The sequence below is a fragment of the Acinetobacter sp. C32I genome, assembly GCF_023702715.1.
Classification (GTDB): Bacteria; Pseudomonadota; Gammaproteobacteria; order Pseudomonadales; family Moraxellaceae; genus Acinetobacter.
The window spans coordinates 751562-771567 of the sequence record NZ_CP098480.1 but is presented as its reverse complement, the minus strand read 5'-3'; the positions used below and the strand labels follow the sequence as shown (position 1 = coordinate 771567).

Sequence of the window (20006 nt, the reverse complement as noted above, 5' to 3'; positions counted from 1 at the left end):
CTGAGAGTTTCGGCAGATGATTACCAATTAATCATTAAGCCTTCCCCTTCGGTGAGTGTTAATCGTAGAAGAAAAATTATCGTATGTTTCTACAAGTTGAGCACTGCTCTCCAGATTGTATTTCTATTATTACAGTCCTTCTGCCTGAGAGTTTCCGGGGTCGTTGCTCCTTCGGCGAGTTCATTGAAGAACTTCTCTCCCGCAATAATATTTATATCCCTATAAGCAATATATATGCCGTTTAAAAATACAGACACTAAATTCTTGTAATTGTTTGTAGATGAAGATTTGTTTAAGGATATTAATACCAAGATAATAAAAAAGCAGGCCGAAGCCTGCTTTCAAAATTAGAACTTACACTGCAAAATTTGATCGGAGAAATGCTCTTTCCAAAGCTCACGCAATGTTGGCAAATAAAATTTTTCTCCTATCATCACCAACTCTGCATCAATCAGCGCATGAATTTCATGCATCAATACATAATCCAATGCAATCATAGACAACTGTGGCTGTGCTTGTGCAATTTGTTTTCGTTTCACTTGGGCTTTTTTCACCAACTCATTGGCAAAGTTTTTGTCTTTATAGGTCGTGATCGCGCTTAAACGCAGCTCAATGATGCCCCAACCTTCTAATAATTTTTTGAAAATTTCAAAGTCTTTTGAGGTTGCTTCCCAAGTAACGTTCTCTAAGTTATTGTCGTCTGGCAAAACTGGCAATAATAGATCGGCAGTACTTGGAAAAATTTTCTTTAAATTCAACAGAAACTTAACAGGATTTTCGTTTGGAAGATCAGAAAATTGGATGTTGGTTTTGGTATCTGTCAAATAGATATTCAGCATAATGAAGCAACAGTCAGGTAAATCAAAAGGATATTGTACGCAGTTCACTTTATAAAAACTACCCATAAAAAATCCCTCTATTAAAGAAGGATTTTTTCATTCAGCTATCAGGCTTATTTGCTATTTGGAGAAACCATATTTTCAGGCTTCACCACCTCATCAAATTGCTGCTCAGTCACCAGACCAAGTTCAACCGCAACCTGTTTTAAGGTTTTATTTTCCTTATAAGCTGTTTTCGCAACTTTGGCTGAGTTTTCATAGCCAATCACGGGATTAAGTGCAGTTACCAGCATTAATGAGTTATGCAAGAAGTAGTCAATTTTCTCACGATTTGGCTCAATACCCACTGCACAGTGATCATTAAAGCTATTACATGCATCACCCAATAACTGGATCGATTGCAATAAATTATATGCAATCACAGGCATAAACACGTTTAACTCGAAATTACCCGAAGCACCCGCCACATTAATAGTGGTGTCATTTCCCAAGACTTGGGCAACCACCATGGTCATCGCTTCACTTTGCGTCGGATTAACTTTACCTGGCATGATGCTTGAACCAGGTTCATTCTCTGGAATACGAATTTCACCGAAGCCACAGCGAGGGCCACTTGCCAACCAACGAATATCATTGGCGATTTTATTTAAGCTTGCAGCAAGTGTTTTTAATGCACCTGATGCAAACACAGCAGCATCACGTCCTGCCAAGGCTTCAAATTTATTTGGTGCAGTAATAAACGGTAAGCCAGTAAGCCCAGCCAATTGTTCAGCGGCTTTCACGGCATAATCTGGATGTGCATTTAAACCTGTCCCTACCGCGGTACCACCTAAAGGCAGTTCATATAAACCTGCAAGTGCTTGCTGCAAACGTTTTAAGCCATGCTCTAGCTGAGAAACATAACCGCTAAACTCTTGGCCTAAAGTCAATGGCGTCGCATCTTGCAAATGAGTACGACCAATTTTCACGATATCATCAAATTCTTCTGACTTACGCTGTAAAGTTGCCTTGAGCTGCTCTACCGCAGGAATCAGTAACTCATTGATTTGAATACTTGCAGCCACATGAATGGCAGTTGGGAACGAGTCATTGGTTGATTGTGCACGGTTGACGTGATCATTCGGATGAACAGGTTTTTGCGCACCCAAAGCCTGACCTAACTTCTGATTGGCAATATTGGCAATCACTTCATTACAGTTCATATTACTTTGTGTACCCGAACCGGTTTGCCAAACCACCAATGGAAATTGTGAATCCCATTGTCCAGCAATTACTTCTTCGGCAGCCCCGACAATATACTGACTCAAATCTTCAGGCAGTTGTTTTAACTCAGCATTGGTAATTGCAGCAGCTTTCTTCACAAGCCCCATCGCGCGAATCATGGCACGCGGTAAGCGTTCCTGACCAATTTTAAAGTTCTGTAAACTCCGTTGCGTTTGCGCACCCCACAAGGCCTCATTCGGCACTTCAATTTCGCCCATGGTGTCGTGTTCAATTCGCATTTGCATAAACAACCTCTGCTCTATTTGGTTAAAGTTCTCACGGGCTGAAGCAAAGTGATGCTTTGGCTAGTTGCCGTTATCCTAATCAAAGCAATTATAATTGTAAATAATTATCATTATCTTAATTACCCTTTAGGGTATTTAAATAAAATCTCCACTCATCTTCAATCATCTGGGCTAGCGTGCGTTTTGGTGACCAATTCAAATTCAGTGCTGCTTTTTCTATCGTTGCCCCTAATTGAGCGAACTCTTGATGCTGAAATACCGCAGGCTGAACATTGACTTGGGTTTGCGTCACTTTTGCAATTTCATGTAATAAACTTTGAATTGAGGTTAGTTGTGAATGTGCAATATTGAATGACTCTAGGCAATTGTTCTTCGACTTCAACCAATTCAATGTCATTAAAATTGCATCACATGCATCTAATACATGAAGAAAACTCCGTTCAACCGTACCATCTGCTGTGGATGCCTGATTTTGCAACTCGATATACTCACGTTGCATTGCAGCAACTTGTAAGGCCAAAGGCACAATATTCTTAGGCAATTGCGTAACAAACTCACCCAACACACCATGCTCAAATGCACCTACGATATTCGATAATCGTAAGTTGACAATGCGCCATTCAGGATCAACTTTATAAGTATCCGCAATAATATCTTCAACCATTTGCTGTGTTCGAACATAAGGGTTGGGATAGCTGTAATTGAATTCAGTCTGTTCAGATAGTTTCTCATCCGATTGACCATATACCGCTAAACTAGAGAGATTGATTAATTGTCTCACCCCCATCCGCTGCATCGCTCTTAATAAGCTCATAATGCTACTGACGTTATCATTATAATATTCAAGCGGTTTTAAAGTGGATTCTTCTAAGGACTTAAAACTGGCGGTATGAATCACCGTATCAATTGAATATTGTTCAAAAACTTTATTTAGTGCTGGGGTATTTCGTACATCCAACTTTGCAAATGGAATATACATGCCTGAAATATATTCGAGACGTTCTAAGGTTTGCAAGGTTGAATTGGCTAAGTTATCAACAATAACGATCTCTTGCCCATGTGCCAATAGACTCAAAGCAATATGCGAACCGATAAAGCCTAAACCACCTGTCACCAAAATCATTGTATACTTACCTTCCTTTAAATCTTGTCCATCATCATTTTGCCAACTATGACCATAGTGAATATTCAATGAGTACACTACTGCTAATTACTTCTGCGCCTACATCAATTATGGCTTGGCATGCTTTTGGTTTAGCTCAAGCACTTCAAAATAAGCATGAAGAATTGCTTGTCTTCTTTTACCAAGATGGTGTTCAGGTTGCGAATGACTTACAGTGGTTTCCTGATGATCAACGTAACCTGAAACATGAATGGCAAAAGCTTGGCATTCGACTCCCTGTCTGTGTCAGTGCCGCCCTTGCTCGGGGAATCACTGATGCGGACAATGCAAAACGTCATTCACTCCAACATCACAACTTAGCCAAAGGCTTTGAACTGGTTGGGCTCGGAGAGCTTGCTGACGCAGTACAAAGCTGTTCTCGTTTAATTCAATTTTAATTAAAGTTCTTTACTAGAGTGTTGCTTTGAAAAGGTAAATTGTGTGAAATCTGTACTCGTCATCCTAACGCAACCTAACTTAACAAGTTTGCAAGTCAATGAAAGCTTGTCCGCAACTATGGTTTTAGCAACCTTTGGTATTTCTGTCAAAGTATTATTAAAGTGTGCTGCAATTAGCTTATTAGACAATAAATTAGAATTCGATCAACTTAAACATGAGTTCAAAATTGCAGCCAACATGGTCGAAAGTTTTGAGTTTTATGATTTAACCCCAATTCTGATTGAGTCTAAAAATCAAGAACTTAACATCGTTAAAAATACGGTTCAGGAGATCGAATTTATTGACCTCAATCCTGAATTTATCCAGTCTTTTGATCACATATTGTACTGGTAAGGTGCCCCATTATGGAACAAACAACGCTCTTTTTAGTCCAATCTGCGGCAGATCAGACGTGGTCTGACTTAGTAAAAATGGCACAATCTGATGACTGTATCGTGCTAATGGGTGATGCAGCAATTAAAGTGACTAAATCAATAACAGCAGCTTATCCCAACATTTATTGTTTAAATAATGAGCACAACCTAATTATTGAAGAACTCAGAGCCCAAATTCTAGCGATTGACTATGCTCAATTTGCAGACCTCAGCTTAAAATTCAAACGTTGTATTTCTTTAAAATAAGTTACCTTCCATTCTTTTTATTTTTTAGGCGATTTTATGCAGTTAGAATTAGACCAAGACGGCCATTTGGTAGATTACAGCATCTGGGATCAGGAAGTTGCCCAAGAATTGGCAAAATCCTTAGATTTACAATTAACCGACTGGCACTTTGAAATTCTTTATGCGGTAAGGCAGTTTTATCAGCAATTTGGTCATTCACCCGCAACACGTCCATTGATCAAATTTTTAATGAAAACAATCAGTCCAGAAATTGATAATGCTGTGCTGCAGCAGAAATTTAATACTGGTTTGGTTGCCCGCCATTTAAGCCGCTTAGCGGGCGTTCCGAAGCCTGCAAATTGCTTATAATTTTTTCCATCTAAGCAAATTTTTTGGCACAAGCAACACAGGCAATCACTGCAACCGTCACCGCGAACATTGCTGCACTGACTTGTTCATGCAACAAAACCGCCGCAATGACCAAACCAAAGATCGGTTGCAACAACTGTAACTGACCGACTGTCGCAATCCCCCCTTGTGCCAAGCCTTTATACCAAAAGAAAAAACCAATCAACATACTGAATAATGAGACATATGCTAGGCCCAGTTTGGCCGAGATTGATATCTGTGCAAAGCTCGCTGGCATATACAAAAAAGAAATGAGCAACATCATGGGTAAAGTGATAATCAATGCCCAGCAAATCACTTGCCAGCCACCCAGATGCTTCGATAGCTTCCCTCCCTCGGCATAACCAAAGCCACAGAGTATGATTGCCAACAACATGAAAATATCCCCATAGTTAAATGCCCAGCTTCCTGTCTGAATGAGCATATAACCAAAAACCAGAGAAGCACCTAAGATCGCAAATAACCAAAATACCAAATTCGGTCTTTCCCCACCTCTTAACACGCCAAAAATGGCGGTTGCCAAAGGTAATAAACCCACAAAAACAATGGTATGTGCAGCACTGACATATTGCAGTGCTAATGCCGTAAACAGTGGAAAACCAACCACTACCCCAATCGCAACGTAAAATAATGGCAGCCAATCTTTACGCTCTGGCAATTGCTGACGAGATAACAAAATCAAGGCCAAACCAAGAAGCCCTGCAATTGCAGCACGAGCAGCTGTTAAAAAAGTAGGACTGAAATCCATAACCGCAACACGTGTTGCTGGTAATGAGCCTGCAAAAATAATCACCCCGATTAGCCCATTCATCCAACCACGACTTAAAGTTTCCATTTATTTTCTCCAAAGCTATGTGGAGAATTTAAACTGTGATATGGTTTAAGCACCATACACAGTACAGTACAATTTTAAATAACTGTATTGGTTTATTTACCCATACAGTTATGGATATGCTGTTATGAAAAGTACTAAAATCGAATTCGTGATCCAACATATTCATGAACAAATTAAAACCCGTTCGTTATTGCCTGGCTCGCGCCTACCCTCAGTTCGTGCTTTAGCTGGCTTGCTGCATTTATCTGTTTCAACCATTGTTGAGGCCTATGAACGTCTTGCTTCTCAAGGCATTATTGAAGCAAAAACAGGTTCAGGCTTTTTTGTCGCAGGGCCACTCGCACCTTTATCCATCTCGGAAATTCACCCGAAAATTGATCGAAGTATTGACCCGCTTTGGATTTCAAGACAAGCCTTAGAAGCCAAACAAGGTGTTTTAAAGCCTGGCTGCGGTTGGCTACCAGACGACTGGCTGCCCCATGAAAATATCCGCAAAGCCATTCGCAAGGTATCTAAAGCCCCTGCTAGCATTTTGACTGATTATTCCACCCCGCTCGGTCTAGCGCCTTTACGTGAATTGCTGTCACGCAGAATCTTGAGCAAAGGCATCGAAGCAGGTCCGAACCAGATCCTATTGACTGATTCTGGCACGCAAGCAATTGACTTAATTTGTCGTTATTTCCTTAAACCAAATGATGTAGTTCTGGTTGATGATCCCTGTTATTTCAACTTTCATGCGCTACTTAAAGTTCATCAAATCCAAATTATTGGTGTGCCTTATACACCTACCGGGCCTGATCTTGAAGCATTTTCACAGGCAATCCAAAACTACAATCCACGGCTCTATATTACCAACTCTGGCATTCATAACCCGACTGGTGCTGTGCTCACAGCATCAACCGCTTATCAGGTGTTAAAACTGGTTGAGCAATCTAATTTGATCGTGATTGAAGATGATATTTTTGCAGATTTAGAGCTGCATACTGCCCCTCGTCTTGCAGCTTTAGATGGCTTATCGCGTGTGATTCATATTGGTAGTTTTTCTAAAACGCTGTCTGGTTCTGTTCGCACGGGTTATATCGCAACCCAATCAGAATGGATTGAAGACCTTGCCGATATCAAAATCGCTACCTGTTTTGGCGGGAATAACCTATCCACAGAAATTTTGTATGCTGCACTAACAGATGGTAATTACCGTAAATACTTAGAGGAATTAAAAATACGCTTGGCCAAAGCAATGGATGCAACTGTGAAACAACTTGAAAAACTCGGCATCAAAACATGGGGTCAACCGTCAGCGGGTATTTTTTTATGGTGTGAGCTAGCTGAACATTTTGATAGTGCACGCATTGCACAGAATTGCTTGGAACATGGTGTGATTCTGGCCCCAGGGAATGCATTTAGCCAAAGCCAAAATTTTAAGAATTTTATTCGTTTTAATGTGGCTCAATCACTTGAGCCCAAGGTCTTTGAGGTTCTATCCCATGCCATTCAGCATGAAATAGAACGACAAAACGAATAGATCATGCTGTTTTTTTCTTTTGTTCAATAAAGGCAAAATAACCTGGGCCTGCTGCAACTCGAACATCTTTGGCTTGAATCGATTCATTACATTCAGAACAAACCACTTTCGGATTAATTTTCCGTCCACAACTTTTATGGGTGAACTCAACTGGTTTACCCAATCCCATATCCATCCATTTATCCGCCCATTGCACCATTGAAAGAATAATAGGATAAAGGTCCAAACCTTTATCGGTCAGTTGATATTCAAAACGCTCCTGACGATCGACATAAGGTACTTTGGTTAAAATCCCATGCTCAACCAAGCGCTTTAAACGCTCTGAAAGCACATGACGTGTCAGCCCTAAACTGCGCTGAAAATCATCAAAGCGGCGTATACCCATAAATGCATTGCGTAAGATGAGCATTGTCCAACGATCACCCAACACTGAGAGCGTCCTCGCCACTGAACACGGCTGGTCGCCAATTTCGTCCCATTTCATTATTATCACCTAATCATTTTTTTAAAGTTTTATTTAAAAGACATCTATGTCTTGAACCGTCATGTTTAGAAACTAAACAATATAAAATATACACTAAACCACCTTATCCATCAGATGCAATATTGGCACTTGGCTAAAAGTACCAATATTCAGTCATTTTACATAAATTCATCAAAACAATTTAGTTCTGAATGAATAACCCAGAAAGGAGCTGTCCACTTTCCAGTTTGGTATTGGCGGGAATACGCACCAGACTATTTGCTTGCATGAGGTTACTCAGCATATGCGATTGCTGTTTCGCCAAGCTTTGAAACTTGAGCTGCCCTTGATCAAAATAAGCCTGCATTCTTAAAAAACGTTCACGTGCATCCAATTTCAAATCATGGGTCAGTACGCCACTCAACCACTGCAAGGGTTGGCGTTGGTTCTGCAAGGCATCAAGCAAAGCTTTGCCATAGACTTGCATACACACATACACAGCCGCAGGATTACCAGGTAAACCTAACAAATAGCAACGCTGCGCTTGCTGTGTGTACTCGGCGAAGAATAAGGGCTTGCCTGGTTTTTGTTTTACCTTCCAAAAGACTTGCTCAAAGCCTGTTTCAAATGCGCATGGGCGAACAAAATCATAATCGCCAACAGAAACACCGCCCGTGGTAATGATCAAATCATATTGCTGTTTTAGGCGTTCAAAACACTGCGTCACCTCTGAGGCTTGATCTGCAATGTGTAAGATTTCTGCATCTATACCATAGTCTCGCAGCCAAGCTTTCAATAACGGCCCATTGGCATCAAAAACTTTCCCTGCCTGCAAGTCCTCAGGGGTTTCAGCAACTTCATCCCCTGTAATGACCACAACCACTTTAGGTGATTGAAAAACATCGATGCTGTGTACACCCGCCATACTTAGTGCGGCCAGTGCACCAATATTGATGCGTTGCCCAACATCCGCCAATTGCTGACCCCGTTGTACCTCCTCACCGACAAAACGAATATCCGCTTGGGGCTGAATGTGTTCAGTCAAGCAAATCGTTTGATTGGCTTCAACGACGACTATTTCTTGTCGTGCAACATGCGTTGTTCCCTCAGGTATTTTTCCACCTGTAAAAATACGAATCGCTTGCCCATCTTTGAGCTGATGATCAGATTCACTGCCTGCCTTAATTTCACCAATCACCTCATATACCGTGTCCTGAAGATTCTCAGCAGAACTATTCAGGGCATAACCATCGACTGCACTTTGCGAGAAACTTGGTAGATCGACAGTGGAATAGATCGCTTTGGCGAGATAACGATTCAGTCCATCGGCTAAAGGCAATGTCTCAACGTTTAAAGCTTTCGGTTGGGTTTGCACCAATGCTAATGCTTCATCAATACTGATCAGACCTTTTTCAGCACCACATCCTGACATTATTCATAACCTCCTGGATGAGGTAAATCACGGCAGACATCAAAAATATGGACAAGAGCGGGTAAAATTGCCGCCATTGATTCGCTTGCCCCGCCACGACTTCCCGGTAGAGTCACCAACAATGAGCGGTCAATAAAACCAGCAACGCCACGAGACATCGCCGCATAAGGCGTGCGTCTTTGTCCAAATGAACGCGCCGCTTCCATTAAGCCATCGAGTTTGCGCTCCAATAGTGGCTCTAGGGTATCCACGGTAATATCGCGCTTGCCAATGCCTGTTCCACCCACCGTCATAATGCATGCATAAGATTTCGTCAGTTCTAGGACTAAATCTTTCAACTGATCAGCTTCATCTGGCAAAATCTGATAATGAATCGGATCAAAACCTGCTTCAGTCAAAGTTTCTACAACCGATTTTCCTGCAGTGTCAGGTTTACGGCCTGCTGCAACTGTATCTGACAGTACAATTACAGCTGCTGAAACAGGTTGGCGTAAAGTACGTTTAAAGTGTGATTTCCCACCTTTTTTCTTCAGCAATTTACACTGGTCTAAACATAGTTCTTCTGGCTCACAATGCGGTTTTAACATGTCATACAAGGTTAAGCCCGCTAGGCTCGCAGCCGTTAGTGCTTCCATTTCGACCCCTGTTGGGCCAATGGTCTCCACTGTGGTCAGAATCACCACATGGTCGTCATGTAGATCATAATCAACATCAGCACGGTAAATCGGTAACGGATGGCAGAGTGGAATCAGCTCATCGGTACGTTTAGCCGCTAGAATCCCTGCAATACGGGCAGTTTTTAAGGCATCACCTTTTTCAGTATTGCCATCTCGCAATAACTGAATGCAATGTGCGGGTGCATGTAAAATCGCTTGTGCTTCTGCAACACGATAACTCTCGGGTTTCATCCCAACATTTTTCATTTTAACTTCCTGACGCTTTATTCGTGTGTATGCTCATGGCTACAATTTTCATGGTGATGGGTATGCTGATGATGCTTTACTTGATGATTTGATTCAGCTGTATCTTTGCGAATACAGCAACCTTCTACGTATTGACTGGTACCATCCATAAAAAATTCTTCTTTCCAGATTGGTACTTCATGTTTGACCCGCTCCACCGCTTCTTCACAGGCTTGAAAGGCTTCACGGCGGTGTGCTGCGTAGGCAATGGCAATAATCGCAGTTTCACTGACATCCAAATAGCCAATCCGATGCATTACCCGAACATAAGAGACCTGATATTTATCTTTAATTTCCTGTTCGATTGCGCGAATCATCTTTTCTGCAACAGGCGTATAAGAGGTATATTTCAGTGCTTTAACCGCTTTTCCTTCATGGTGGTTACGAACCGTACCAATAAAAATATCAACCCCACCACACTCAGGAAAAGCCTGAATCGGATCAAAACGATCAAGGCTTAAAGCCTGCTCTTGAACTCTGGCAAATTCACGCATGTTTAACCTCCCGCTACAGGTGACAACAACACCAAGGTACAGGAATTTTCTAAAGCGGTTTGGCGGGTAATGATATCTTCGCCAATCGCACAGGCACATTTTTCCATGGCATGATCCGCCTCTGGATAAAGGGTCACAATATGCGCCAGCACATCTTTGACCATTCGGTCTGCTGCAAACTCAAATGCCAGCGGTTTCGGCAATAACCTTTCGATTGCCCCAAACGCTTCTATTTTTATCTCAATGATTTGCATATTTTCTCCAGAGCACTTTTGATTTAACCACCCAGCATATGCATGCTGATTTTACGTGCTTGTTGATGTTGTATCGCATGATAGCCTTTGGCTTTATGCCAGATATAAGGTTTAATTTTTTGATCCAGTAGTTGCAATGCAGACTGTTGAAGGTCCACATCACACTGCATGCTGGCTTCTAAATCAGCTTTGATATTCAGCCCCTGTTGGGCGAACAAACAATTGTAAAGTTCACCTTGAGCTGTCAGTCGAATTCGATCACAGTCCCCACAAAATGAATGGGTAATGGTTGAAATAATACCGAGTTTATATTGACCATCAAGCTGATAGAGGCGCGCAGGTTCATGCTGTTGTTCTAAGACCTGAATGTCATAATGTGCTGAGATCTGCTTTAAGATTTCCGCTTCACTTACCACCGCTTGATCTGTCCAGTGCTGATCGCCATCTAGTGGCATAAATTCAATAAAGCGCAATGGAATATGGTGTTGTTTGGCCCAGCATACCATCGGCACAATCTGGTCATCATTCTGACCTTGCATCAAAACACAATTAATTTTAAATGGCAGACCGGCATTTTTTGCTGCTTCAATACCATTTAGCACAGGCACAATATCTTTTTTAGTCAGTTGTTTAAATTGAATCGGATCAAGGCTATCCAGACTGATATTTAGATCATCCAAACCTGCTTGTTTTAATTGTTCTGCATACTTGGCCAGATAATGTCCATTGGTGGTGATTGAAATACGTTTTAACCCCAAAGCTCTTAAACTTTGCAAATCTCGGATAAAATGCACTACGCCTTGACGCATAAGGGGTTCCCCCCCTGTGATACGAATATTTTCAATCCCTTGTTGAACCATATATTTGCAAAAAATCAATAAAGCTTCAAAACTGAGTAAATCGTGTTTTTTCATCCATTGTGGATGCTCTGGCATACAATAAACACATTTGAAATTACAGCGGTCGGTCACGGAAATCCGTAACTTACGCTTAATACGACCATACTGATCTTGCAAGATCGCTAAGCTCGTTTCAGGTCTCTCATGCTTCATCATACGCACTCATTTTGTGAATCTTTTGACTGGGCTTAGCACAGCTTCTGTGCATCCTTGTTGTACTCATCACAGTGAATTATTTTTTATAGCAATAATTATTCCAATCACACAGCAACTTTATGATGATGTTGCTTATTTAATTGAATAAGTCACACTTTCAATCTACAAATAAAAATTGCCCCTGTCAGCATATTTTTGTTCAGTTTATATTGCACCAATTTCAAACATGATTTAACTAATATGAAAGAATTTGGTGCATTTAAGCAAAAATATCAATAGGCTGATCGTCTAAGCTGTGAGTCGCTCTAAACGTACAGGTACATATTTATGATATGGTGTTTTGGATAAGGGATCACAATGCTGAGCAGAAGTAAGACGATTCAATTGTGGCCCAATCGGCTCTCCACCTCGATAGCGTAATCCATATCCATGCGGTAACGACACCACGCCTTTGCGCATTCCCTCATCAAGCTCGACCGTCACTTGAATCTTGCCGTGCTCAGAAATACAGTACAGCATCTGTCCGGTTTCGACGCCGAAAGTCTGCGCATCCTCAGGGTTGATCCTTAAACGTCCTTCTGCATCGACTTTACGCCAAGCAGGATCACGATAAATTTGATTGGCGTTATAACTGCGACGTTCGCCTGCCAATAAAATAAAAGGATAATCTGTAGTTAAGGTCATGAAACCTTGTTTCAGTTGGGCCAATTCAATAAACATCTCAGGAATTGCCAAACGAATTTTCTTGTCTTTATAGGCGATCAATGCCCAAACATCGTCATAGTCATGTTCAGATAGCACCACACCTGAACGCTGCTGCAAGATTTTTTCAAATAGCTTCACGCCAAGATTGAAACGATTGCCCACATAGCCTGCTTGTTTAACCGCTTGGTAATGTTGAGCTGCATATTGCATACATAAAGGTAATAACAGCGCGGTAGATGCGGCATCATTCGGCAAAGTCTTACCCAAAGTACGATATACAATGGATGCCGCATAGGGAATTAACTTTTTATTTTTCGCAAAACTGACCCCTAGCGCACCGAAGTAAGCAAGATACGCGGTATTGGCCGAATCTTTTTCTGCAATTTTATTCAATATCGGAAACTGCCGAGGGATCACCTGCATGGCTTCAAGCAAGCGCGTATAGATCTCGGCTTCAGGTAGGCTATTGCCTTGTGCTTTAAATAAAGGATGGCGTAAATGAAAGCCATTCTTCGGAAATTCCAGATTAAAGCCTGTGAATTCCCACTTTTCAAATTGGCTATGTGCAGGTAAAACATAATGCGCTAAACGTGCTGTTTCAGTCATGGCCACATCGACCACCACCAATAGCTCAAGTGACTGGAATGCTTGCTCATATGCTGCGGTATCAGGATAGGTCAACAAAGGATTACAGCTGTCCACAAACACCGCACGAACCCGTTTCTCGCCTGCTTTTAAGATTTCATCGGGCAAGATATTCGGTGGAAAGAAACCTGAAATCGGGAACATTTTATGATGTACTGTACGGCGATATTTAGGATTACGCTCATCGGTATTGCTTAGGATGGGAATAAACATGGTATGTAGATTATTAGCACCTTGTTTACCAAAATTTCCTGTGAGTAAATATAAAAGCTTTTCCAAATAACCATTTAAAGTGGTATTTAAGGTGTGTTGAATACCAAGGTCAATCCGGACACACGCACGTTGTGCTTGAGCAAAATCATGGACAATCTGGTAAATCAATTCGACTGAAACATCGGCTTTCTGAATATATTCTTCGATTGGAATCGCTAGAAAGGCCTGTTTAATCTGATCAAAGCCATGCGTATGCTGCTGAATAAATTTCTGATCGTATAACTCTTCTTGCAGCATGATCGCGATCATAGCGGACATCAGATAAGCATCGGTACCAGGCTTTAATTGCACATGAATATCGGCTTGTTTAGCCGTTTCCGTCACCCGTGGGTCAAATACCACCATGGTTCTGTTTGGATCTTTTTTGATATGTTTTAAGGTATCACGTGCATTTGGAATACCGTGCGCCTGAAAAGGATTAGTGCCGATAAACAGTACATAATCCGCATGCTCGACATCTTCGGTGGTATGACACGCTTGGCTGCCAAACAAACGCCCATTCACCCAGAAATCGCCCGTTTTTTCCTGCGCCAAAGAGTTGTAGGAATAGAAACTTTTCATGGCATAGAGCAACTGCCGACCATAAGCAGCGCCTAAATGATTGCCCTGACCACCACCACCTACCGATGCAAAGGCTGTTCCACCATGGGTATTTCGAATCTGTACAAGCTGCTCTGCAATTTCCTGAATGACTTGTTCCCAGCTGATCTCTTGATAGGAACCATCTGTCTGACGTTTTAGCGGTGAAGTTAAACGATCAGCATGTTGTTGGTAATGCTGTAAACGTGCGGCTTTTTGGCAGATATAGCCTTGCGAAAAAGGATGCTGATCATCGCCTTTAATCTTCTTAAACTGGTTATCTTCAATCTCTACACTGAGTCCACAATTACGTGAACATAGAATACAAGCGGTTACATCCTGTTTGATTGCTGTGGCAGTCGTCATTTTTGTCACCTTATTATTTTATGAATATTGACCCATTAAACAGATTTGTCCTGCCGAACCGACAACACGGACATACTTTTGCATCTGCTCAGTACAGGTTTCCACTCGGTTATGTTGTGAAGGAAGTTTGACGGGTTTTAGGAATCGAATATCGATTTGCTGTATTGTTTCAGGCAACAATTCAAAGCTACGCGCAAACACACCAAAGCCATGCAGCACTTTTTGACCAAAGTTCGACAGTTTGGCTAATGGTGTAATCCAATGAATCGGATTAAAATCGCCTGTTAATAAGGCAAATTTTAAACCATCATCTGCTGTCGCAGACCATTCACCTAAATGCTGCCAAGTTTTATGATCTACTGTTTCTATACGTTTAGTTTTCTCAAAATGCGGCAGAATAAATGCCATATGCAGCACTGTTTCGACTAACTCAGGTTGTGTGATTGTACCTGTGGTAATTTGCACGGAAACACGTGCTAGTCCATTACGTTCATCTACATTGGCGATCTTGGCTTGGATCATTAGGTTTTCAGTTCGTGGAAGCTTGCCATGAATCTTGAGACTTACACCTTGATTGATAACTTGACTCAAGGGGTAATGAGTTTGCAGCAATAATCGCGTTGCAAACGAAAGTCCCCATTGTGACACCATATGCGGTGGGATGGTGTCTTGATATTTAGTCAGTTCAGCGCCACTCCATTGGATATAATGTTCAATCAAGTCATGACTCGGCGCATCAATCACTTCATTCATCGATGCTAATGACTGCCAGTCCACTGAAGCAGCCTTTGTTTTTTTAAGACTACGTAAGCCTATTTTTCCAAGCCCTGCCAAAGTTGCCTGATGTTCAAATAAAAATTGCAATGGAATCTGCTGGTAACGAATCGCAAACATATGAAACTCCTGTTCCTTTTATTTTTCTCAGTTTTCAAACCATAGTTGGGTTAATTCTAGTCCTGATTAGACAAGCCTGATATGGTCAAAAATCAATTAAGTTCCAAAATAGAACTCATTTTAACAAAGGTCAAGTGTACTGGTCAGAAATTAACAAAAGTTAATCTCCTATCAAATAATATCATTCAGCAAAACTCTGCATTAAAAACGTGAAAAATCATTGTTCTTGGTTTAATCTCAAGCTTACTGGAAGACTTATCCAAATGCATAGAACCGCTTTGGGTAATTCGCTGTTATTGATGTATGTAAAATTTTATGAGAAACCGAATGGATTCGAATCAAATTCAAAACCTTGTTACACACTATCCCATTGTTAAAGACCTGATTGAACTTAAAGAGACAATCTGGTTTAACCCGTCATTCACCACGCTTGAGCAAGGCTTGCCCTATGTTGGGTTGACGCAAGCCGATATTGATGATGCTCGCGACCGTTTACAGCGTTTTGCACCCTACCTCATGGCTGTTTTTCCAGAAACCCTTGCAGCTCAAGGCATCATTGAGTCTGATCTGATCAATATCCCGAATATGCAGCAATCGCTTGAAACACACTTCGAGCAAAAAATTGCAGGCAAACTATGGTTGAAAAAAGATAGTCATCTCCCTATTTCGGGATCGATTAAGGCACGAGGTGGTATCTATGAGGTACTTTATCGAGCCGAGCAGCTTGCGCTACAAGCCAATTTGCTCACTCTTGAGGATGATTATGCCAAACTGAATAGCCCAGAATTTAGAGAATTTTTTAGTCAATACAGCATTGCTGTTGGCTCTACAGGTAATCTTGGCCTCTCGATTGGTATCATGAGCGCAAAATTGGGCTTTAATGTGACCGTGCATATGTCAGCCGATGCACGACAATGGAAGAAAGACAAGTTGCGTGCTCATGGTGTAACCGTGATTGAGTACGAACAAGACTATGGTGTTGCTGTAGAAGCAGGCCGAAAAGCAGCATTAGAAAATCCAAATTGTTTTTTTATTGATGATGAAAATTCCAAAACCCTGTTCTTAGGCTATGCCGTTGCGGGTGAACGTTTAAAGAAACAGTTAGATCAACAGCGTATTGTTGTGGATCAAGCACATCCTTTATTTGTTTATTTACCTTGTGGTGTCGGTGGCGGGCCTGGTGGCGTTGCATTTGGCTTAAAAATGGCAGTTGGCGATCATGTACATTGTATCTTTGCCGAACCCACTCATTCCCCATGCATGTTACTCGGCGTATCAACTGGTTTGCATGATGAAATTTCAGTTCAGGATATTGGCATTGATAATATTACGGCGGCAGATGGCCTTGCTGTGGGCCGCGCTTCAGGCTTTGTTGGTCGTGCCATGCAACGATTATTAGATGGTTTTTATACATTGGATGACCCAACCATGTATCGCTTGCTCGGAATGCTCAACCAGTCTGAAAACCTGAAACTTGAACCTTCTGCGCTCGCAGGTATGTTAGGGCCAATTTTAATCAGCAACCATCAAGCTTATATCGATTTGCATCAATTTACTGAACTGCAGTTACAGCATGCCAATCATATTGTATGGGGAACAGGTGGCGGAATGGTTCCCGCAGAAGAAATGCAAAATTATCTGGCAAAAGCTTAAAGCCCTTTACTTAGGCTCAAACAGCGCGACGAAAGCCACGCTGTTTGAATACTTATATGATTTACTTAAATGAATTAAAAACTATATTTAAAGGCAAGCGATATAAAGTCTCTATCATCAATAGTACTAAAGTCATTTGATCCAAAAAAGTTTTGATACAGAACTTCTGCTGAATATTTTTGTCGAAAGTTGGCCGATACTGAGGCAGCCAGACTCATTTGCCCTTGCTGAAAATTTTGGCTATATCCAGATACATCATGGCGGAAAGTTAAACTGGGTGTAATCACCGTTGCAGGTAAAAGGTCTTGATAACTTAGAGCTGCACGTAGCCGATAACCATATGACCATTCACTAAAAAAACCGGCTTTATTGCAATAACGCTCATTCAAACGATCAACAGCAGCATTCGGAAGATTTGCTGTACCATACGGCGTACACTTAAACTCACCTGTTTCTGAATCATAAGCGCCTGTTGATAATTCACTGCGACCAAAAACCCCAACTCGACCAAAGCGATGATTGCCAATATTGGCGATATGATTCACAGCGAATTCTGCACCCCAAGACAAACCATCTGCTTTTAAAATGCCTGCAATGCTATCAGTGGCGCCAATGGAGAGTTGTGTGACTGGCAAACGGACATATCCTTGCAGATACTCGCCAAACTCAGCAGCAACACCTGCAGGTTTAAGTGGCGTTTCTTTTGAGAGCACCTGAGCATAGACAATATCTGTTCCATTCAGCTGTAAGGGTTGATTGGGTTTATAGCTCAACTCACTGAACAGCTGGGTTGTACCGACCTTTCCACTCAGGCTTAGACCATAGATCTTGATATTTTCAGGATAAATTGAGAAAAAACGTGCTGTTTTAAAGTTTTCAACGCCAGCAGCCGTCACGGCGATACCATCAAAGTTTGCATTTCGATTATGATAGTTGGCAAAATAAAAACCCAATTCAGCTTGATTCAGGCTCGATAAGTTTCGTTTCAGTGCAACGCCATATTGCCCACTGTCTTTTGCATAATGACTGGCAGAACGAGGGATATAAGTTTGCGCCTTGGCAGCAGTTTCAGTTAACTTGTCACCCGGTGTCACCGTTAACATAATCGGTCCACAATTTTCGGGGACAAAATCTGAAATTGCAAAAAACGTCCCGCAGCCATCCACCACCGACGGCCTAAATTTGAATTGATAGAATCCTTCTAGTTTTAAGTTTGGTTGAATCGCGGCTTCAAAAGACAACATCTCGACCGGAATTATCCGTTCTTTGGCTTCGCTGGCAGGTCGATTGATGGCAGCAAAATCAAAGGCGCTGACCGAGTTGAGACCATTTTGGAAAAATTGGGATTTCCCCCAATTCAAGCGATGTTTACCCAATTTCAGCTTGAGAGACTGCTTGGAATCAAATTCAATATTTTTCCAGAGATAGGCATCCCATAACTCAATTCCTTTAAACTTCACCAAGTTTGGCCATTCAGAATCATCGAAAGGTTTTAAATCACCTTTCCCAGTTTCATAGGCATGGTCATACCAATACTTGGCACTCAATACTGCACCTTGTTGTGCTCCGTTTAAACGAAATTCGGTTAAACCTTTAACGATTTGTGAAATGGCATCCCCGTGATCGAAGTTGGCACGTCCATCATCACCGTTAATATCTACACTCATGCCATTTTTGCCAATATGACTGGCATCGGGCTTATATAACAATTCGGCTGATGGCGCTTGGATACTCCAACTTGCACCCAGCGCAATCGTGCTATTGCTCTCTAAACGCCAGCCTTCATTGATTTGATAACTGGCCGCTGAAGCATCTGAAAGTGAACACAGCAGTCCCAACAGCACAGTTGTTTGAGCTAAAATAGCAGTGGTTATTTGTTCATTTGAATTTTTAACATGACAAACCATACCATCTCCATATCGATATGATGTATGAATAATTAACACCTGACCCATTCAGCAAAATGCAATCATTTTCAGGTCGTTCTATTTTTGTTTTAAGCAATTGGGCTCAAACCCTGCCTTTCGATGGGTCTTTATGCTTCAAGGCATGCTTTACTTAAATGCGAAATCAAAGAAATCTAGCCAAACATGGCTCGGCATAAGACAATGTTTTAGGTTGGTTTGTAGCAAGATTAATTATGCAATCAGGCTCGGTTGATCGACCTTGTAATCCAATTGCTGAATCAATTGTTCTGCCTGAGGCCACGGACCAAACCCAGATACAGGATTGAGATGCCCGACAGCACCTAGATTAATCAATACACTGCCCCATGTTTTCGCCATTGCCGCCACGGCATTAAAATGCGCTAGTGGATCATTGACACTAGCAGCCACAATACTTGGAAATGGCAGCACTTGATCGGGCAACGGCGACCATCCTGCTTGTCTGAGCATTTTGGGCGAAGGATAATGTTCTGGCCAAACGTCATTCAAGTCAGGTGGTGTCACCAGCAATGCCCCTTGAATAGCGTGTTGATATCGCGCGGCCCAATGTATCGCCATCAGTACCCCTGCGCTATGCGCCACCAGAATCACTGGACCTTGTATTTTTTCCAGTTCAGCCTGTATCGCAGCAACACGTTTTGCACAGTTGAGCTTATCTTCTTGCAAAGGTGGTACTGAACGGACCTTGGCTAAGCGTGTTTCTAAAATGGTTTGCCAATGCGAAGCCACATGGTCCCGCAAACCTGAGATAATTAAAACTGTCGCCTCTGTTTGTATTTTTTCCATCTTTACACCAATCAACCCTTGTTTTGATAAAAATAACGGGGATGCATCACGTCATATTCAACATAGAGGGTCAATAGAGCGACGGATATACATGGCACGACAGGCACTTTTCATTTGATGACAGCACACTTCAAACGATCTCATATATATCAATATGCTTAGCAGAA

The 20006-nt window shown here is 41.7% G+C and carries 20 protein-coding genes and 1 riboswitch; of the genes, 6 read left to right on the top strand and 14 right to left on the bottom strand.

The features are described from left to right. Positions 1–122: 122 nt before the first annotated feature. Positions 123–212, bottom strand: a riboswitch (glycine riboswitch). A 135-nt stretch (positions 213–347) separates the two neighbouring features. The 3 genes from NDN13_RS03675 to NDN13_RS03665 all read right to left on the bottom strand — a co-directional run bounded on the left by NDN13_RS03675 (position 348) and on the right by NDN13_RS03665 (position 3470). Beyond that, positions 348–839 carry a hypothetical protein gene (locus tag NDN13_RS03675; protein ID WP_251118157.1) on the bottom strand — a complete coding sequence of 164 codons (492 nt, stop codon included), beginning with the start codon at positions 837–839 and terminating at the stop codon, positions 348–350. 113 nt (positions 840–952) lie between these two features. Further along, a complete protein-coding gene (fumC, locus tag NDN13_RS03670; protein WP_251117204.1) occupies positions 953–2347 on the bottom strand; it encodes a class II fumarate hydratase in 1395 nt (464 codons plus the stop codon). A 115-nt stretch (positions 2348–2462) separates the two neighbouring features. Further along, positions 2463–3470 (bottom strand): SDR family NAD(P)-dependent oxidoreductase, encoded by a 1008-nt coding sequence (locus tag NDN13_RS03665; RefSeq protein WP_251118156.1) that lies wholly within the window; start codon positions 3468–3470, stop codon positions 2463–2465. A gap of 68 nt (positions 3471–3538) precedes the next feature. Between NDN13_RS03665 and tusD the strand changes: the two genes are divergently transcribed. The 4 genes from tusD to NDN13_RS03645 are packed head-to-tail and all read left to right on the top strand — an operon-like array spanning position 3539 to position 4936. Continuing rightward, positions 3539–3907: a sulfurtransferase complex subunit TusD gene (tusD, locus tag NDN13_RS03660; protein ID WP_016660232.1), complete on the top strand. Its 369-nt coding sequence runs from the start codon at positions 3539–3541 to the stop codon at positions 3905–3907. Positions 3908–3950: 43 nt separating this feature from the next. Beyond that, positions 3951–4301, top strand: coding sequence for a hypothetical protein (locus NDN13_RS03655; RefSeq protein WP_251117203.1), 351 nt, complete (start codon positions 3951–3953; stop codon positions 4299–4301). Positions 4302–4312: 11 nt separating this feature from the next. Next, on the top strand, positions 4313–4588 hold the full coding sequence (locus tag NDN13_RS03650) for a DsrH/TusB family sulfur relay protein (protein WP_251117202.1): 276 nt from the start codon (positions 4313–4315) through the stop codon (positions 4586–4588). Between the two features lie 36 nt (positions 4589–4624). Then, complete coding sequence (locus NDN13_RS03645; RefSeq protein ID WP_251117201.1) at positions 4625–4936, top strand: TusE/DsrC/DsvC family sulfur relay protein; 312 nt, start codon at positions 4625–4627, stop codon at positions 4934–4936. A gap of 10 nt (positions 4937–4946) precedes the next feature. Here NDN13_RS03645 and NDN13_RS03640 read toward each other — a convergent pair whose 3' ends face one another. Then, a complete protein-coding gene (locus NDN13_RS03640) occupies positions 4947–5810 on the bottom strand; it encodes a DMT family transporter (protein WP_251117200.1) in 864 nt (287 codons plus the stop codon). 124 nt (positions 5811–5934) lie between these two features. Between NDN13_RS03640 and NDN13_RS03635 the strand changes: the two genes are divergently transcribed. After that, positions 5935–7332 (top strand): aminotransferase-like domain-containing protein, encoded by a 1398-nt coding sequence (locus tag NDN13_RS03635; protein ID WP_251117199.1) that lies wholly within the window; start codon positions 5935–5937, stop codon positions 7330–7332. Between the two features lies 1 nt (position 7333). On the opposite strand, the gene NDN13_RS03630 is transcribed toward NDN13_RS03635, so the two are convergent. The 8 genes from NDN13_RS03630 to NDN13_RS03595 all read right to left on the bottom strand — a co-directional run bounded on the left by NDN13_RS03630 (position 7334) and on the right by NDN13_RS03595 (position 15454). Continuing rightward, entirely contained in the window at positions 7334–7816 is a 483-nt protein-coding gene (locus tag NDN13_RS03630) for a winged helix-turn-helix transcriptional regulator (RefSeq protein WP_251117198.1), read from the bottom strand. 181 nt (positions 7817–7997) lie between these two features. Next, on the bottom strand, positions 7998–9227 hold the full coding sequence (locus NDN13_RS03625) for a molybdopterin molybdotransferase MoeA (protein ID WP_251117197.1): 1230 nt from the start codon (positions 9225–9227) through the stop codon (positions 7998–8000). Further along, on the bottom strand, positions 9227–10150 hold the full coding sequence (moaCB, locus tag NDN13_RS03620; RefSeq protein WP_251117196.1) for a bifunctional molybdenum cofactor biosynthesis protein MoaC/MoaB: 924 nt from the start codon (positions 10148–10150) through the stop codon (positions 9227–9229). The genes NDN13_RS03625 and moaCB overlap by 1 nt, the downstream gene beginning before the upstream one ends. A gap of 17 nt (positions 10151–10167) precedes the next feature. Further along, positions 10168–10683: a molybdenum cofactor biosynthesis protein MoaE gene (locus NDN13_RS03615; protein WP_004807470.1), complete on the bottom strand. Its 516-nt coding sequence runs from the start codon at positions 10681–10683 to the stop codon at positions 10168–10170. Positions 10684–10685: 2 nt separating this feature from the next. Further along, complete coding sequence (locus NDN13_RS03610) at positions 10686–10937, bottom strand: MoaD/ThiS family protein (RefSeq protein WP_101236012.1); 252 nt, start codon at positions 10935–10937, stop codon at positions 10686–10688. A gap of 23 nt (positions 10938–10960) precedes the next feature. Further along, positions 10961–11992, bottom strand: coding sequence for a GTP 3',8-cyclase MoaA (moaA, locus tag NDN13_RS03605; RefSeq protein WP_251117195.1), 1032 nt, complete (start codon positions 11990–11992; stop codon positions 10961–10963). A gap of 288 nt (positions 11993–12280) precedes the next feature. Beyond that, positions 12281–14560 (bottom strand): molybdopterin-dependent oxidoreductase, encoded by a 2280-nt coding sequence (locus NDN13_RS03600; RefSeq protein ID WP_251117194.1) that lies wholly within the window; start codon positions 14558–14560, stop codon positions 12281–12283. A gap of 18 nt (positions 14561–14578) precedes the next feature. Next, positions 14579–15454, bottom strand: coding sequence for a MaoC family dehydratase (locus tag NDN13_RS03595; RefSeq protein WP_251117193.1), 876 nt, complete (start codon positions 15452–15454; stop codon positions 14579–14581). A 327-nt stretch (positions 15455–15781) separates the two neighbouring features. Between NDN13_RS03595 and dsdA the strand changes: the two genes are divergently transcribed. Next, positions 15782–17107 carry a D-serine ammonia-lyase gene (gene dsdA, locus NDN13_RS03590; RefSeq protein ID WP_251117192.1) on the top strand — a complete coding sequence of 442 codons (1326 nt, stop codon included), beginning with the start codon at positions 15782–15784 and terminating at the stop codon, positions 17105–17107. Between the two features lie 74 nt (positions 17108–17181). Here dsdA and NDN13_RS03585 read toward each other — a convergent pair whose 3' ends face one another. Beyond that, positions 17182–19014 (bottom strand): DUF1302 domain-containing protein, encoded by a 1833-nt coding sequence (locus tag NDN13_RS03585; RefSeq protein ID WP_251117191.1) that lies wholly within the window; start codon positions 19012–19014, stop codon positions 17182–17184. A gap of 231 nt (positions 19015–19245) precedes the next feature. After that, positions 19246–19839, bottom strand: a complete 594-nt coding sequence (locus tag NDN13_RS03580) for an RBBP9/YdeN family alpha/beta hydrolase (RefSeq protein WP_251117190.1) — start codon at positions 19837–19839, stop codon at positions 19246–19248. Positions 19840–20006 lie beyond the last annotated feature (167 nt).

What these genes read in the sequence shown, in the direction of transcription:
- NDN13_RS03675 (WP_251118157.1), bottom strand. Translation starts at nt 839, where the DNA reads ATGCTGAATATCTATTTGACAGATACCAAAACCAACATCCAATTTTCT.
- fumC (WP_251117204.1), bottom strand. Translation starts at nt 2,347, where the DNA reads ATGCAAATGCGAATTGAACACGACACCATGGGCGAAATTGAAGTGCCG.
- NDN13_RS03665 (WP_251118156.1), bottom strand. Translation starts at nt 3,470, where the DNA reads ATGATTTTGGTGACAGGTGGTTTAGGCTTTATCGGTTCGCATATTGCT.
- tusD (WP_016660232.1), top strand. Translation starts at nt 3,539, where the DNA reads ATGAGTACACTACTGCTAATTACTTCTGCGCCTACATCAATTATGGCT.
- NDN13_RS03650 (WP_251117202.1), top strand. Translation starts at nt 4,313, where the DNA reads ATGGAACAAACAACGCTCTTTTTAGTCCAATCTGCGGCAGATCAGACG.
- NDN13_RS03645 (WP_251117201.1), top strand. Translation starts at nt 4,625, where the DNA reads ATGCAGTTAGAATTAGACCAAGACGGCCATTTGGTAGATTACAGCATC.
- NDN13_RS03640 (WP_251117200.1), bottom strand. Translation starts at nt 5,810, where the DNA reads ATGGAAACTTTAAGTCGTGGTTGGATGAATGGGCTAATCGGGGTGATT.
- NDN13_RS03635 (WP_251117199.1), top strand. Translation starts at nt 5,935, where the DNA reads ATGAAAAGTACTAAAATCGAATTCGTGATCCAACATATTCATGAACAA.
- NDN13_RS03630 (WP_251117198.1), bottom strand. Translation starts at nt 7,816, where the DNA reads ATGAAATGGGACGAAATTGGCGACCAGCCGTGTTCAGTGGCGAGGACG.
- NDN13_RS03625 (WP_251117197.1), bottom strand. Translation starts at nt 9,227, where the DNA reads ATGTCAGGATGTGGTGCTGAAAAAGGTCTGATCAGTATTGATGAAGCA.
- moaCB (WP_251117196.1), bottom strand. Translation starts at nt 10,150, where the DNA reads ATGAAAAATGTTGGGATGAAACCCGAGAGTTATCGTGTTGCAGAAGCA.
- NDN13_RS03615 (WP_004807470.1), bottom strand. Translation starts at nt 10,683, where the DNA reads ATGCGTGAATTTGCCAGAGTTCAAGAGCAGGCTTTAAGCCTTGATCGT.
- NDN13_RS03610 (WP_101236012.1), bottom strand. Translation starts at nt 10,937, where the DNA reads ATGCAAATCATTGAGATAAAAATAGAAGCGTTTGGGGCAATCGAAAGG.
- moaA (WP_251117195.1), bottom strand. Translation starts at nt 11,992, where the DNA reads ATGATGAAGCATGAGAGACCTGAAACGAGCTTAGCGATCTTGCAAGAT.
- NDN13_RS03600 (WP_251117194.1), bottom strand. Translation starts at nt 14,560, where the DNA reads ATGACGACTGCCACAGCAATCAAACAGGATGTAACCGCTTGTATTCTA.
- NDN13_RS03595 (WP_251117193.1), bottom strand. Translation starts at nt 15,454, where the DNA reads ATGTTTGCGATTCGTTACCAGCAGATTCCATTGCAATTTTTATTTGAA.
- dsdA (WP_251117192.1), top strand. Translation starts at nt 15,782, where the DNA reads ATGGATTCGAATCAAATTCAAAACCTTGTTACACACTATCCCATTGTT.
- NDN13_RS03585 (WP_251117191.1), bottom strand. Translation starts at nt 19,014, where the DNA reads ATGGTTTGTCATGTTAAAAATTCAAATGAACAAATAACCACTGCTATT.
- NDN13_RS03580 (WP_251117190.1), bottom strand. Translation starts at nt 19,839, where the DNA reads ATGGAAAAAATACAAACAGAGGCGACAGTTTTAATTATCTCAGGTTTG.